General features: G+C 70.2%; 13 protein-coding genes. 5 read left to right on the top strand and 8 right to left on the bottom strand.

What is annotated here, in order from left to right; genetic code table 11:
* Nucleotides 1–390, bottom strand: a 390-nt coding sequence (locus tag ESP51_RS08260; protein WP_164990462.1) for a phosphotransferase, incomplete at its 3' end; no start/stop codon positions are given.
* Between the two features lie 109 nt (nucleotides 391–499).
* On the opposite strand from ESP51_RS08260, the gene ESP51_RS08255 reads away from it, so the two are divergent.
* Nucleotides 500–1,027 (top strand): low molecular weight protein-tyrosine-phosphatase, encoded by a 528-nt coding sequence (locus tag ESP51_RS08255; protein ID WP_129520415.1) that lies wholly within the window; start codon nucleotides 500–502, stop codon nucleotides 1,025–1,027.
* On the top strand, nucleotides 1,024–2,406 hold the full coding sequence (gene purB / locus ESP51_RS08250; protein ID WP_129520414.1) for an adenylosuccinate lyase: 1,383 nt from the start codon (nucleotides 1,024–1,026) through the stop codon (nucleotides 2,404–2,406). The genes ESP51_RS08255 and purB overlap by 4 nt, the downstream gene beginning before the upstream one ends.
* Before the next feature lie 281 nt (nucleotides 2,407–2,687).
* Here purB and ESP51_RS08245 read toward each other — a convergent pair whose 3' ends face one another.
* From ESP51_RS08245 to ESP51_RS08225, 5 genes are all read right to left on the bottom strand, one after another.
* Nucleotides 2,688–2,984 (bottom strand): hypothetical protein, encoded by a 297-nt coding sequence (locus ESP51_RS08245; RefSeq protein WP_206737245.1) that lies wholly within the window; start codon nucleotides 2,982–2,984, stop codon nucleotides 2,688–2,690.
* Entirely contained in the window at nucleotides 2,981–3,565 is a 585-nt protein-coding gene (locus ESP51_RS08240; RefSeq protein WP_241843059.1) for a DUF308 domain-containing protein, read from the bottom strand. The genes ESP51_RS08245 and ESP51_RS08240 overlap by 4 nt, the downstream gene beginning before the upstream one ends.
* A 138-nt stretch (nucleotides 3,566–3,703) precedes the next feature.
* The gene (locus ESP51_RS08235) at nucleotides 3,704–5,125 is read right to left on the bottom strand and encodes an NAD(P)(+) transhydrogenase (Re/Si-specific) subunit beta (RefSeq protein WP_129520412.1); all 1,422 of its coding nucleotides are present in this window, start codon (nucleotides 5,123–5,125) and stop codon (nucleotides 3,704–3,706) included.
* A complete protein-coding gene (locus tag ESP51_RS08230) occupies nucleotides 5,122–5,493 on the bottom strand; it encodes an NAD(P) transhydrogenase subunit alpha part 2 (RefSeq protein WP_129520411.1) in 372 nt (123 codons plus the stop codon). The genes ESP51_RS08235 and ESP51_RS08230 overlap by 4 nt, the downstream gene beginning before the upstream one ends.
* A complete protein-coding gene (locus tag ESP51_RS08225; RefSeq protein ID WP_129520410.1) occupies nucleotides 5,493–6,686 on the bottom strand; it encodes a Re/Si-specific NAD(P)(+) transhydrogenase subunit alpha in 1,194 nt (397 codons plus the stop codon). Before ESP51_RS08225 ends, ESP51_RS08230 begins: the two co-directional genes overlap by 1 nt.
* 243 nt (nucleotides 6,687–6,929) lie before the next feature.
* On the opposite strand from ESP51_RS08225, the gene ESP51_RS08220 reads away from it, so the two are divergent.
* Both ESP51_RS08220 and ESP51_RS08215 read left to right on the top strand, forming a co-directional pair.
* Nucleotides 6,930–7,244: a DUF1905 domain-containing protein gene (locus tag ESP51_RS08220; protein ID WP_241843058.1), complete on the top strand. Its 315-nt coding sequence runs from the start codon at nucleotides 6,930–6,932 to the stop codon at nucleotides 7,242–7,244.
* Between the two features lie 96 nt (nucleotides 7,245–7,340).
* Nucleotides 7,341–8,054 (top strand): IclR family transcriptional regulator, encoded by a 714-nt coding sequence (locus tag ESP51_RS08215; RefSeq protein WP_129520409.1) that lies wholly within the window; start codon nucleotides 7,341–7,343, stop codon nucleotides 8,052–8,054.
* Here the strand turns inward: ESP51_RS08215 and ESP51_RS08210 are convergent.
* Both ESP51_RS08210 and ESP51_RS08205 read right to left on the bottom strand, forming a co-directional pair.
* Complete coding sequence (locus ESP51_RS08210; RefSeq protein ID WP_129520408.1) at nucleotides 8,042–9,976, bottom strand: FAD-binding monooxygenase; 1,935 nt, start codon at nucleotides 9,974–9,976, stop codon at nucleotides 8,042–8,044. The genes ESP51_RS08215 and ESP51_RS08210 overlap by 13 nt on opposite strands.
* A gap of 125 nt (nucleotides 9,977–10,101) precedes the next feature.
* On the bottom strand, nucleotides 10,102–10,704 hold the full coding sequence (locus ESP51_RS08205; protein WP_164990461.1) for a TetR/AcrR family transcriptional regulator: 603 nt from the start codon (nucleotides 10,702–10,704) through the stop codon (nucleotides 10,102–10,104).
* 73 nt (nucleotides 10,705–10,777) lie between these two features.
* Between ESP51_RS08205 and ESP51_RS08200 the strand changes: the two genes are divergently transcribed.
* Entirely contained in the window at nucleotides 10,778–13,018 is a 2,241-nt protein-coding gene (locus ESP51_RS08200; protein WP_241843057.1) for an MMPL family transporter, read from the top strand.
* The last annotated feature ends 7 nt before the right edge of the window (nucleotides 13,019–13,025 follow it).

Raw genomic sequence — 13,025 nt, 5'->3', positions numbered from 1 at the left:
CGCGGCAACGAACGCCGCGAGCCCCGGGGCGGCGGCCGCACGCGACGCCGGCTCGATCGTGTACGCCGCGACGCCTTCGAACCACGGCACGATGCTCCACGCGTACGGGAACTCGCGCGTCGGCCGCCCCACGCGCACGGGGGCGGGCACCGGCACGGGCGAGAGCGCGGCGAGCTCGGGCAGCCAGCGCTGCTCATGCAGCACGAGCCCGGCCGCGAAGGTGCGTCTCGGCAGCCGCACCGCGAGGTCATTGCCGAGGCGGAACAGCGCGCAGTCCCAGCCGTTCGCCGCGAAGGTCACGGGCCCCGCGAGGTCGGGATGCTGCGAAGCCACGAGGGTCGCCGCGAGTTCGGCGTCGACGTGGATGTCGGCGCTCGGGGCATCCGTCATGCGTGGCTCCCTCGTCACGGGCGAGACCCGGCGGATCACCGGACGAATGGCCAGCCTAGCCAGCGGATCGATTGCTGCGCACGCGCCGCATCTCGTCCACAATGGGAGCATGACGCGAGCGGGACCCGCCGGGGACGCCGCGCAGCCCTTCCGAGTGTCGTTCGTCTGCACCGGCAACATCTGCCGCTCACCGATGGCCGAGGTCGTGTTGCGCTCCCTCGCCGAACGCGCCGGGCTCGCCGACCGGCTCGCGATCGAGTCTGCAGCGACGGGCGACTGGCACGTCGGCGAACCGGCCGATGTCCGTACGATCGAGGCGCTCACTCGCGCCGGCTACGACGGCTCGCGTCACCGGGCGCGACAGTTCGAGGCCGAGGCCTTTCCCAGCCTCGACCTCATCGTCGCGTTCGACCGCGGCCAGATGCGGATCCTGCGCAACTGGGCGCCGAGCATGATCGAGCAGGACAAGGTACGGCTGCTGCTCGAGTTCGACCCCGAACTCGCCGCCCTGCAGGACGTGCCCGACCCCTACTACTCCGACGCGGTCATGTTCGATCGAGTGCTTGAGATGATAGAGCGGTCGACGTCGGCGCTCTTCCGGCAACTCGCACCAGCACTCAGACAAGGAAATCGATGACTTCGCTGCCTCCCCAGCCGCTCAGCCCCCTCGACGGCCGGTACCGCTCGGCCGTGGGCGAACTCGGCGAGCACCTCTCCGAGGCGGGCCTCAATCGAGCGCGAGTGCTCGTCGAGGTGGAGTGGCTCATCGCCCAGACCGATCGCGGGTTCTTCGGCACGACGCCGCTCTCCGACGAACAGAAGTCGCGATTGCGTTCGGTCGTAACGGAGTTCGGCCAGGTCGACATCGACGAGCTCGCGGGGCTCGAGGCCACCACTCGGCACGACGTGAAGGCCGTCGAGTACTACGTGCGCCGCCGCCTCGAGCTGCTCGGTCTCGACTCGATCGCCGAGCTCACCCACTTCGCCTGCACCAGTGAAGACATCAACAACCTCTCGTACGCCATCACGGTTCGCGACGCTGTGCGCGACGTGTGGCTGCCGAAGTACCGCGCCGTCATCGGCGCCCTCGCCGCCCTCGCCGTCGAGCACCGCGACGCGGCGATGCTCTCGCGCACGCACGGCCAGCCTGCGACCCCGTCGACCATGGGCAAGGAGCTCGCGGTGTTCGTGCACCGCTTGTCGCGCATCGCCGACCAGGTCGAGGCCACAGAGTACCTCGGCAAGTTCTCGGGCGCGACCGGCACGTTCTCGGCGCATGTGGTCGCGGCTCCGGATGTCGCGTGGCCGACCGTGTCCCGCGAGTTCGTCGAGTCGCTCGACCTCTCGTGGAACCCGCTCACGACCCAGATCGAGTCGCACGACTGGCAGGCAGAGCTCTACGCTCGCGTCTCGCACGCGAACCGCGTGCTGCACAACCTCGCGACGGACATCTGGACCTACATCTCACTCGGCTACTTCCGCCAGATCCCGCAGGCCGGCGCCACGGGCTCCTCGACGATGCCGCACAAGATCAACCCGATCCGGTTCGAGAACGCCGAGGCGAACCTCGAGCTCTCGTCGGCGGTGCTCGACTCGCTCGCCGCGACGCTCGTCACCTCGCGCCTGCAGCGCGACCTGACCGACTCGAGCGCCCAGCGCAACATCGGCGTCGGCTTCGGCCATTCCCTGCTCGCGCTCGACAACATCCAGCGCGGCCTCGGCGAGATCGACCTCGACACGGCCCTGCTCGCCGCCGACCTCGACGACAACTGGGAGGTGCTCGGCGAGGCGATCCAGACCGTCATCCGTGCCGAGGTCGTCGCCGGCCGCTCGTCGATCAGCGACCCCTATGCGCTGCTCAAGGAACTCACGCGGGGCAAGCGCGTCGGCGCCGCCGAGCTCGCCGCCTTCGTCGAGGGCCTCGAGATCGGGGATGACGCGAAAGCGCGACTGCTCGCCCTCACGCCGGGCGGCTATACGGGCATCGCGTCGAAGCTCGTCGACGAGCTGGGCTGAGCGCGGGGGCGGCGCCGCGCTCGTCGATTCAGCCCTGAGTGGACCGCCGGGGCCCGCAGCGCGGCCCGTGCGCGGTCAGGATGCGGGTATCCGCCCCGGCACAGGCTTGCCGCTCGGGTCGTGTGAATCGCGCCTCATGTGAGGCGGGTCTCACATGAGCCACGCGGAGGGTCGGGGCAACCGGCGGACAGGGAACCGCCGGTCTTGGCAGGTCCGCCACGAGATCAGGGCGCCGAGAGACTTGGCAGGTCCGCCACGAGATCAGGGCGCCGGGAAACTCGTCAGTGGCCGCCGCGGCCCGGCGCGCCCGGTTCGTCGGGCCCGTCGGGACGGCGCGGCTCGCCGAGCTCGGCGGACTCCGCGGCATCCGGCTTCACGGCCATCGCCAGGAGCGCCAGCACGACGAGCACGACGATGAACACGCCGCCGGCCACGATCAGGGAGAGCGTGAGCTCACGCGTCACGATGAGCACCACGACACCCGTGAAGATCGCCGAGATCGCGGCGCCGCCGACGTACTCGGCCGGCCGCAGCACCTCGCGACGGCTCGGCTTGTACTCACCGGAGGGCTGCGTCACGACTGGGGCTCCGATCGGGAGGCGTCGGCGCGGGGAGCCGCGGCCCACTTCAGCGAGAACCCGCCGATGACGAGGTAGACCCCGAGGATCACGAGGTAGCCGCCGAGGAGTCCGACCGCCGTCACCGCGTCGGGCGGCAGCAACAGGAACACGAGCGCGAGCAGCGCCGTGAGCCCGCCGGCCGCGATCCAGTCGCGAGCAGCCGGGGTGCGGCCGCGGGCACGCAGGCCCGCGTAGAGCTCGACGAACCCGGTCACCGCCGCCCACACGCTCACGAGGTAGAGCAGGAACGGCAGCCCGCCGGGAACCGACACGGCGAGCAGGCCCGCCACGACGGTGACGACCGCGGTGATGACGAAGAGCGAGCGGATGCCGCGATCGGCCGTGAACCGCATCGCGAGCGCGCCGACGACGAGCCCCGACACGATCGCCCACACGCCGAACACGAGCAGGCCGAACTCGGGCGAGTGATTCGGAGAGAACGTGATGACCACGGCCGGCACGATCGCCAGGATGCCGCGGACGACCGGAACGGTCCAGAATCGGGACAGCTCCGGAGCGGTATCGCGGGCGGCGGCCACGGCGACCTCTTTCATCCGATGGGGTACCGATCCATCCTACGCGTCGGGCCGAGCGCCGCCGTCTGGGGGCAGCTTGCACTCCGCTGGCCGTGCCACGCGCCCCCACCGCGACGCCGCGCGAGGCCCCGCCGCGCCGCGCTACAGCGCCTTCACCGCCGAGAGCACCTTGCCGAGCGAGTCCTTCGCGTCGCCGAACAGCAGCGTCGTCTGCGGCTCGAAGAGCAATTCGTTCTCGATGCCCGCGAAGCCCGGTCGCATCGAGCGCTTGAGGAACACGACCTGCCGGGCGGCGTCGACCTCGAGAATCGGCATGCCGTAGATCGGCGAGCCGGGCGTGGTCTTCGCCGCGGGATTCACGACGTCGTTCGCGCCCACGACGAGCGCGACATCCGCCGTCTTGAACTCGCGGTTCACCTCGCTCATCTCCTTGAGCGCCTCGTACGGGATGTTCGCCTCGGCGAGCAGCACGTTCATGTGGCCCGGCATGCGCCCGGCCACCGGGTGGATCGCGAAGATCACCTCGATGCCGCGCGCCTCGAGCGCCGCCTGCAGCTCGGCGATCGTGTGCTGGCCCTGCGCGACCGCGAGGCCGTAACCCGGCACGATGATCACGCGCTGGGCGTAGCCGAGGAGCACCGCGACGTCTTCCGCGCTCGAGGAGCGCACCGGTCGATCGGATGCCACGGTCGACCCGGCGGTCGAACCGCCACGGAAGGCGCCGAAGAGGATGCCGGCGACGCTGCGTCCCATCGCCGACGCCATCGCGCGGGTCAGGATCGTTCCGCTGGCACCCACGAGCGTGCCCGCGACGACGAGGAGCACGTTGCCGAGCACGAGCCCGGAGGCCGCGACGGCGAGGCCCGTGAACGCGTTGAGCAGCGAGATGACGATCGGCACGTCGGCGCCGCCGACGGGCAGCACGAGGAGCACGCCGGTCGCGACGCCCAGCACGATGAGCACGACCGCGATCCAGATGGCGCCGGTGAAGATGACGACGACGGATGCCGCGATCGCCGCCACGAGCACGGCGGCCATGATGACCGGCAGCCCCGGGAACACCACAGGTCTGGTCGTCATGAGCTCCTGCAGCTTCGCGAACGTTACCATGGAGCCCGCGAAGGAGACGGCACCCACGAGCAGGGTGAAGGCGATCGCGAGACCCACCCACGGGTTGAGCACGCTCGTCAGGTCGTAGAGTCCCGTCGTGTCGCCGGCGTCGGGCGTGGCATGCCCGAGTTCGAGCAGTGCCACGAGCGCAGCTGCACCGCCGCCGACGCCGTTGAAGAGCGCCACGAGCTGCGGCATCTGCGTCATCTGCACCCGGCGTGCCACGGGCGCGGCGATCGCGGAGCCGACGGCGATCGCCGCGATGATCCACGGGATGTTCTCGAGCCTCACCGAGAGGAACACGGTGATGACCGCGACGAGCGCTCCGGCGGCGCCGATGAGATTGCCGCGGCGGGCGGTCTTCGGCGAGCTGAGCCCCTTGAGGGCGAGGATGAAGCACACGGCCGCCGCGAGGTAGAGGATCGCCGTCCAGGTGGGGGAGAGCAGCATCATCGGCCGGCCTCCTTCGCGTCGGTGTCGGTCGCCGCGGGGGCGGGGGATGCAGCGGATGCCGCGGATGCCGCGGGCTCCGTGGGCTTCGACCTGCGCCCGCGGAACATCTCGAGCATGCGATCGGTGACGACGAAGCCGCCGACGAGGTTCGCCGTGGCGAGCACGACCGCGAGCAGCGCGAGGGCGAGCGTCCAGCCGTCGCCCGCCTGGCCCGCGACGATGATCGCACCGACGAGGATGATGCCGTGGATCGCGTTCGCGCCCGACATGAGCGGCGTGTGCAGCGTGCTCGACACCTTCGAGACCACCTCGAAGCCCACGAACACGGCGAGCACGGTGATCGTGAGGAGTGCGATGCCGTCATCCATCAGCGCGTTCCTTCCTGTCTGTCGGACCCACCGAAACCACCCTCACCGGTTACCACCGCTTCGAGCGCATCGGCGGTGGCCGGATGCCGCACCTCGCCGTCATGCGTGAGGCACGCGTCCACCACCACCACGTCGCTGAAGTCGGGTTCGACCGAGCCGTCGTGCGTCATGAGGGCGAGGAGGTTCGCCACGTTCTTCGCGTAGAGACGCGACGCGTCGCCGGGCATCGTCGACGCGGCATCCTTCATGCCGACGATCGTCACCATTCCGCCGCCGTCGGCGGTCGGCACTGCGACATCCGACCCTGCGACCGAGCCCTCGACGTTGCCGCCCGACTCAGCGGCGAGATCGACGACGACCGCGCCCGGTCGCATCGCGGCGACCATCTCGGCCGTGACGAGCAGCGGCGCCGGGCGACCGGGGATCGCGGCGGTCGTGATGAGCACGTCGGCGTCGGCCACGTGCGGGGCGAGCAACTGTCGCTGGCGTGCAGCCCGGTCGGCGCCGAGCTCCTTCGCGTAGCCGCCTCCCGCGTCGGCCGCGTCGAGATCGAGGTGCACGAAGGTGCCGCCCATCGACGCCACCTCGTCGGCGGAGGCCGCACGCACGTCGTTCGCCGAGACTCGGGCGCCGAGCCGCTTCGCCGTGCCGATCGCCTGGAGCCCCGCGACCCCGGCGCCGAGCACGAGCACTTTCGCGGGCGGGATCGTGCCCGCGGCCGTCATGTAGAGCGGGAAGAACCGCGGCAACCGCATCGCCGCCTCGAGCACGCAGCGGTAGCCGGCGACGAGCGCCTGGCTCGTGAGGGCGTCCATCGACTGCGCGCGGGAGATGCGCGGCACGAGTTCGAGGGCGAAGGCCGTGACGCCCGCGTCGCGCAGGGCCTCCACGGTCGGCAGCTCCGTCGACGGCGAAGCGAGCCCGATCGTGACGGCGCCTGGGCGCAAGCGCGCGGGCGTCTCGGGTTCGAGCGGCCGCACGTGCAGGAGCACGTCGAGATCGCCGAGTTCGAGGGCGTCGACGACGTCGGCCCCGGCGGCCTCGTAGGAGGCATCCGAATGACCGGATTCCTCGCCGGCGCCGTGCTCGACGAGCACCTCGAGGCCGAGTCCGGCCAATTGGCGCACGGTATCCGGTGTGGCGGCGACCCTCCGCTCGCCGCTTCGTCGCTCTCTCGCGATGCCGACCCTCACGGGCGCTCCTCTCGACGGGGGAGTGCAGCGGTGTCGCTCACGGGGAGTCCGGGCGGCGGCGCTGCACGTGTCGTTCAGCGTACGTGGCGACGCGGCATCCGCTCGATGATTCGGCCGTTTGCCGCGCGAAAGATCGCGGGTTCCTCCGCTGCGCGGAACTTTCTTGCGTGTCGCGCGCTGCCCCCTGTCGAGATCGTGGCCACGGCTCCGACTCACTTGTACACCGGATTCAAGGAGGAGATCATGGTCACCATGACGAGCGCACCGCACGCGCGAGCAGAGATCGGCCCCATCGACGTGTCATTCGACGCCGTGCTCGAACGCAGCCCTGCGCCAGGCGGCTGGACCTACGTGATCTGGCCCCGCTCTGCCGAGTTCTTCGGCACGCGAGGACTCGTCAAGGTCGAGGGGACGGTCGACGGGGTTCCGTTCCACGGTTCCTTCATGGCGCTCGGTGATGGACGTCACAAGCTCGCAGTCACCGCGCCCGTGCGTCGCGCGATCGGCAAGGAGGCCGGGGCAACGGTGCACGTGAAGCTGACCGCGCGTCGCTCCTGACGTTCGATTACCGGTCGAGTCGTCCTAGTATCGAACGAGGGCGAATCGACCGAGTATCGCGATGAGCTCGCCCCAGACGCAGAAGGGCACGGGCTCATGGCAGGAAGCGCGGCAACGCCGGCGGGGTCGCAGACGCTGAGCCGCGGCATCCGGATGCTCGAGATCCTCGCCGCCGCCGACCGGAACCTCTCGATCGACGAGCTCGCCGGCGCGATGGGCGTGCATCGCTCGGTGGCCTATCGACTGCTGCGCACGCTCGAGGATCACGGCCTCGTGACGCGCGACGCATCCGGTCGCCTCGCGCTCGGCACGGGCCTCGCGGCGCTCGCCTCGGGGGTGGCCCGCGACCTGCAGCAACTCGCGCTGCCCGAGCTCAACGACGTGGCGAACGAGCTCGGCATGACGTGCCTGCTCGCCGTGCTCGTCGACACCGACGAGGCGGTCACGCTCGTGAGCGCGTCGCCCCGCCAGACCGTGGCCGTCGTGTCGTACCGGCCGGGCCACCGGCATCCCATCACTCGCGGCGGCCCCGGCAAGGCGATCCTGCTCGGCCTTCCCGAGAGCGCGTGGCCGCCGGAAATGCCCGACGAGCTCCGCCGCGAGATCGCCGACAGCCGTGCGCGCGGCTTTGCGCGGAGCCACGACGAGGTCGTGCCGTCGCTCAGGTCGATCGCCGTGCCGCTGACGCTGCCGGGGCAGCCGCCGGCGGCGATCGCGGTGATCCACGTCTCGTTCCCCCGGCCCGAGGCCGAGATCGCCGACCGCCTCAAGCTCGCCGCCGAGAGCGTGGCGCGAGCCTACGGCACCTGAACGGCGGGCCGGCCGGCACGAAGGATCGGCCCGAAGAAGGCGGCCAGCTCGTCGGTCGCCGTGAGCGGCAGCACGTTCGCGACGTACTGGTCGGGACGCACCACCACGATCGCGCCGGCGCGGTCGATCCCGCGCGACTCGAAGATGTCGTCGGCGGGGGCGGCGGCGTACACCTTCTCGTAGTCGATGAGCTGGAACGGCCCGGTGCGCGGCAGGAACAGACCGGGCACGACCCCGAGGTCGACCTCGGTGTACGGCTGCTGGGTGATCACCTTCACGTCGAACCACGCGTCGCGGTCGGCGCCCTCGGGGGTCGCGGTAACCGGCGAGTCCGGTGACGTCGCGAGCCACTCGGCGAGATCGAGGACAGCGGATGCCGCTCCCGGCCGTGACTCGCCGAGCTGTGACTCGCCAACCCCTGCCGCATCGGCGAACACATAGATGCGCCACCGGCCGTCGGCCGTCGCGTGGTGGCCGAGGTGCACCGGATTGCCGTCGCACACGCGGGTGACCATGGCCGACTTGAACCGCTTGCCGATCGGGTAGCCCTCGGCGAGCGCCTGGTGCGTCGCTTCGGCGACGATCAACGAGGGCGCGTACTGCGTCATGAACCCGGCGGGGAACTCGAACGTGCGGGCGTAGAACTCCTCGAGCTCCGACGGCGAGGCGAACTCCTCGGGCTTCTTCGCCATCATCGCCGACCACTGCTTGTCGAAGTCGATGAGGCTCTGCGCGACGACCTGCCGTTCGGCGGAATAGGTGGCGAGCAGGCTCTCGGGGGCGCGCCCCTCGAGCACGTGGCCGAGTTTCCAGCCGAGGTTCCAGCCGTCCTGCATCGACACGTTCATGCCCTGGCCGGCCTTGGCGCTGTGGGTGTGGCAGGCGTCGCCGGCGATGAACACGCGCGGCGTGCGCGTGCCGGCGGCATCCGTCTCGACGTCGTGGAACCGGTCGGTGAGGCGGTGACCCACCTCGTACACGCTGTGCCACGCGACGTTCTTCACGTCGAGCGTGTACGGGTGCAGGATCTCATTCGCCCTCGCGATGACCTGCTCGATCGTGGTCTCGCGCACGTGGTGATGGTCGTCGAGCGGAACCGCGCCGAGGTCGACGTACATGCGGAACAGGAAGCCGCCCTCGCGCGGGATGAGCAGGATGCTGCCCGCCTCCGACTGGATGGACGCCTTCAGGCGGATGTCGGGGAAGTCGGTGACCGCGAGCACGTCCATCACGCCCCACGCGTGGTTGGCCCGGTCGCCCTCCATGTGGCATCCGATCGCCGCGCGCACCCTGCTGTGCGCGCCATCCGCCCCCATCACGTACTTCGCGCGCACGGTGCGGCGCTGGCCTTCGCGCTCACCGGCGGTGTGCACGAGCGTGACCGTCACCGGGTACTCGCCCTGCTCGGCGACCTCGAGGCTCTCGAATTCGAGCCCGAAGTCAGGCTCGGCGCGCGTGGGCGAGTTCGCCATCACCTCGGCGAAGTAGTCGAGCACGCGTGCCTGATTGACGAGGAGGTGCGGGAACTCGCTGACGCCGCTCGGATCGTCGGGGGTGCGCTTCGTCCGCACGATGCGCGACGGATCGGCGGGATCGGGCTTCCAGAACACCATCTCGGTCTGCCAGAAGGCCTCGGCGACGATGCGTTCGGCGAACCCGAACGCCTGGAACGTCTCGACGCTTCGGGCCTGGATGCCGTCGGCCTGGCCCATCTCGAGCCGACCGGGGCGGCGGTCGACGATGCGGGTCACGACGTCAGGGAACTGCGACAGTTGCGCCGCGGCGATCATGCCCGCGGGCCCCGCACCGACGATGAGCACGTCGACTTCGTCGGGGAGTTCCTCGGGGCGGTCGATGCCGACGCCCGCGATGGGCTTCACGCGCGGGTCACCGGACACGTAGCCGTAGTGGTGGAACTGCACGGCTTCTCCTCACTTCGTTGTGGGCACTGCGGATGTTTCGAGCTTGATGTTCGATAATAGAACGCTGGGTTCTGATATCGCTCAGCCCATCGTAAGCCCCTCCGTAGTGACAGACAACCGCGGCCCTACGGGACCGATCGCAGGTAGGCCACGAGGCTCCGCTCGAGCTCGCGTATGAGCGCGGCGCGCTCGGCGTCGGGCGCGGCGACGATGAGGGGCATGAGTCCCTGCACCATGTGCATGACGACGAGCACCGTGCGTTCGAGGTCGCCGTCGTCGAGGTGCGGCAGGAGGCGCGCCACTCCCACTCGGACGCGGCCGTGAAGGTTCTCCCTGACGGGGGCGACCGCCTCGCGCATGCTCGCCGGCATGTCGGTGCGTGCGAAGAGTGCCTTGTAGCCGGGGTTCGCCCGGTTGAACTCGACGATGGGCACGATGGCCGCGTGCACGGCGGATTCGAGGGTCGCCGGCTCGACGCCGCCCGTGCCGAGCTCGACGCCGCTCAGCTGCTCGGCATATCGTTCGGACAGCGCGTGTGCGATGTCCTCCTTGTTCTTGAAGAACTGGTAGAGGGAGCCCGGCGAGATGCCGGCTCGCGCGGCGATCGCGTTCGTCGTCGCGGACTCGTAGCCGAGGTCGCCGAAGGTCTCAGCCGCCGCGAGCAGGATCTGGTCGATCCGCGCGCGACCGCGCGCCTGCCGCTTCGTTTCTTGGGAATCCGCCGACATCGCACTCCACACATCGACAAACACGAGTAATTGCTCGTATTCTACTTTGCGACTACTTACTCGCATATTCTAGGTGAGGTTCGATGTGATCGGCCGTTCGGTGTCCAGGTTCCCCAAGTCCGTCGTCGCGGCATCCGTTGCCGTGTTCATCGTGTTCGCGGCGCTCGCCGTCACCGCCATCGAGTCGCTCTCGCTCAATCGCTACGACGCCCCGGGCTCGGAGTCGGTCGCGGCGCGCGAGCTCCTCGCAGAGCGCTTCAAGACGAGCAGCCCGAACATCGCCGTGCTCGTCGAAGCGAAGCAGGGCGACGTCGACGATGCCGACGTCGCCGTGGCCGGAGCGGGGCTCACCGAGCAGATCGCGGCCTTCGATGGCGTCGGGGATGCTTGGTCGTATTGGTCGCCCGACGGTCCGGCGAGCCTCGCGAGCAACGACCGCGACTCCGCGCTGATCCTCGCCTGGGCCGCCGGCGACGCCGATCACGTGCGCGGCGAACTCCTCCCCGAGCTCGAGGCTGAGGTCATCGCGGGTGCCGACGATGCGGCCATCGCCGTGCACCTCGGCGGGAGCGACGAGGTGTTCCGAGCCGTTGCCGAGCAGGCGCGAACCGACTTCCTCCGTGCCGAGCTCATCATCCTGCCGCTCGTCATCGGGCTGCTCTGGCTCGTCTACCGGAGGTTGAGCGCCGCGCTCGTCACGATGGCCGTCGGGCTCTTCTCGGTCGCCGGCTCGCTCGCGATCCTGCGAATCGTGTCGGAGTTCACCGACATCTCGACCTTCGCCTCGAACATCGCTCTCGTCATGGGCATCGGCCTCGGCGTCGACTACGGCCTCTTCATGACCTACCGCTTCCGGGAGGAGCTCGCCGCGGGCCGCGAGGTCGCCGACGCGGTCCGGGCCGCGGTGCGCGCGGCCGGGCGCACGATCGTCTTCAGTGGCGCCACGGTCGCGGCGGCGCTCGCCGTGCTCTTCGTGTTCCCGTTCCCATTCCTCTCGTCGTTCGCCTACGCAGGCATCGCTGTGGTCGTGACCGCGGTCATCGGCTCGACGGTGCTGCTCCCCGCCGCCCTGCGGTTGCTGGGACACCGGGTCGCGCGGCCCGAGCGCACGACGTCGGCCGGCACGGCCGCGGCGGCGCCCGAGCAGGGCTTCTGGTACCGCACCGCGACCCGCGTCATGCGCCGTCCCGCACTCGCGGGCGGGCTCGGGCTCGTCGTGCTGCTCGCCCTCGGCGCGCCGGCGCTCGCGACGAACTTCGGCCCGCCCGACGATCGGATCCTGCGCGCGACGCAACCGGTCCGCGCGATGTACGACACGATCCGGTCGGACTTCGCTGCGGAGGACGCCGACAGCGTCTACATCGTGACCGAGTCGGCGACGGATGCCGCGATCGCCGAGTATGCCGAATCCGCCTCACTGCTCGGCGGCATCCAGCGCGTCGACGCCGCGACGGGCGCGTACGTCGACGGTGAACGCATCGGCGACCCCGGGCCGTTCGGCGTCGACCGCTTCCGCGACGGCGACGCCGCGTGGATCTCAGTGCTCCCGACGACCGAGCGACTCGCCGCCGACCCGATCGACCTCGTCAGCGACATCCGTGCCCTCGATGCGCCGTTCGACGCGATCGTCGGCGGCTACCCCGCTGAGCTCGCCGACTATCGGGCCGGCGTCCTCGAGCGATTTCCGCTCGTCGCGGGGCTCATCCTGCTCGTCACCTTCGTCATGCTCTTCATCATGACGGGCAGCGTCGTCGCACCGCTCAAGGCCTCGATCCTGAACCTCCTGTCGCTCTCGGTGATGTTCGGGGTGCTCGTCTGGGGGTTCCAGGAGGGCGGCCTCAGCGGCATCCTCGGATTCGCGCCGACCGGCACGATCGAGCCGAGCATCCCGCTCCTCATGTTCTGCATCGCGTACGGGCTCTCGATGGACTACGAGGTCTTCCTCCTCGCCCGCATCAAGGAGGACTACGACCGCACGGGCGATGTCGTCGCCTCGGTGTCGCGCGGCATCGCACGCTCGGCGCCACTCGTGAGCGCCGCCGCGCTGATCCTCGCGATCTCGTTCGCCGTCTACGCGACGAGCGAGGTGACCTTCCTCCAGCAGCTCGGCATCGGCATGGCCCTTGCGATAGTCGTCGACGCCACCATCATCCGGGGGGTGCTCGTGCCGGCGTTCATGCGCCTGGCTGGACGCGCCAATTGGTGGGCGCCGCCATTCCTCCGCCGCTTCCACGATCGCTTCGGGTGGCGTGATGAGCCAGAGCACGCGGGCACCCCCGCACCGGCGCGCGCGACGGCGGAGGCGATGGGGTGAGCCTGCC

It is taken from the genome of Agromyces albus, from assembly GCF_004134825.1.
Lineage (GTDB): Bacteria > Actinomycetota > Actinomycetes > Actinomycetales > Microbacteriaceae > Agromyces > Agromyces albus.
This window is presented reverse-complemented; position numbering and strand designations above follow the sequence as displayed.

Bases quoted from the DNA above. Each gene is read 5' to 3' on its own strand.
- ESP51_RS08255 (WP_129520415.1), top strand. From the start codon at position 500: ATGACGCGAGCGGGACCCGCCGGGGACGCCGCGCAGCCCTTCCGAGTG.
- purB (WP_129520414.1), top strand. From the start codon at position 1,024: ATGACTTCGCTGCCTCCCCAGCCGCTCAGCCCCCTCGACGGCCGGTAC.
- ESP51_RS08235 (WP_129520412.1), bottom strand. From the start codon at position 5,125: ATGATGCTGCTCTCCCCCACCTGGACGGCGATCCTCTACCTCGCGGCG.
- ESP51_RS08230 (WP_129520411.1), bottom strand. From the start codon at position 5,493: ATGGATGACGGCATCGCACTCCTCACGATCACCGTGCTCGCCGTGTTC.
- ESP51_RS08220 (WP_241843058.1), top strand. From the start codon at position 6,930: ATGGTCACCATGACGAGCGCACCGCACGCGCGAGCAGAGATCGGCCCC.
- ESP51_RS08215 (WP_129520409.1), top strand. From the start codon at position 7,341: ATGGCAGGAAGCGCGGCAACGCCGGCGGGGTCGCAGACGCTGAGCCGC.
- ESP51_RS08205 (WP_164990461.1), bottom strand. From the start codon at position 10,704: ATGTCGGCGGATTCCCAAGAAACGAAGCGGCAGGCGCGCGGTCGCGCG.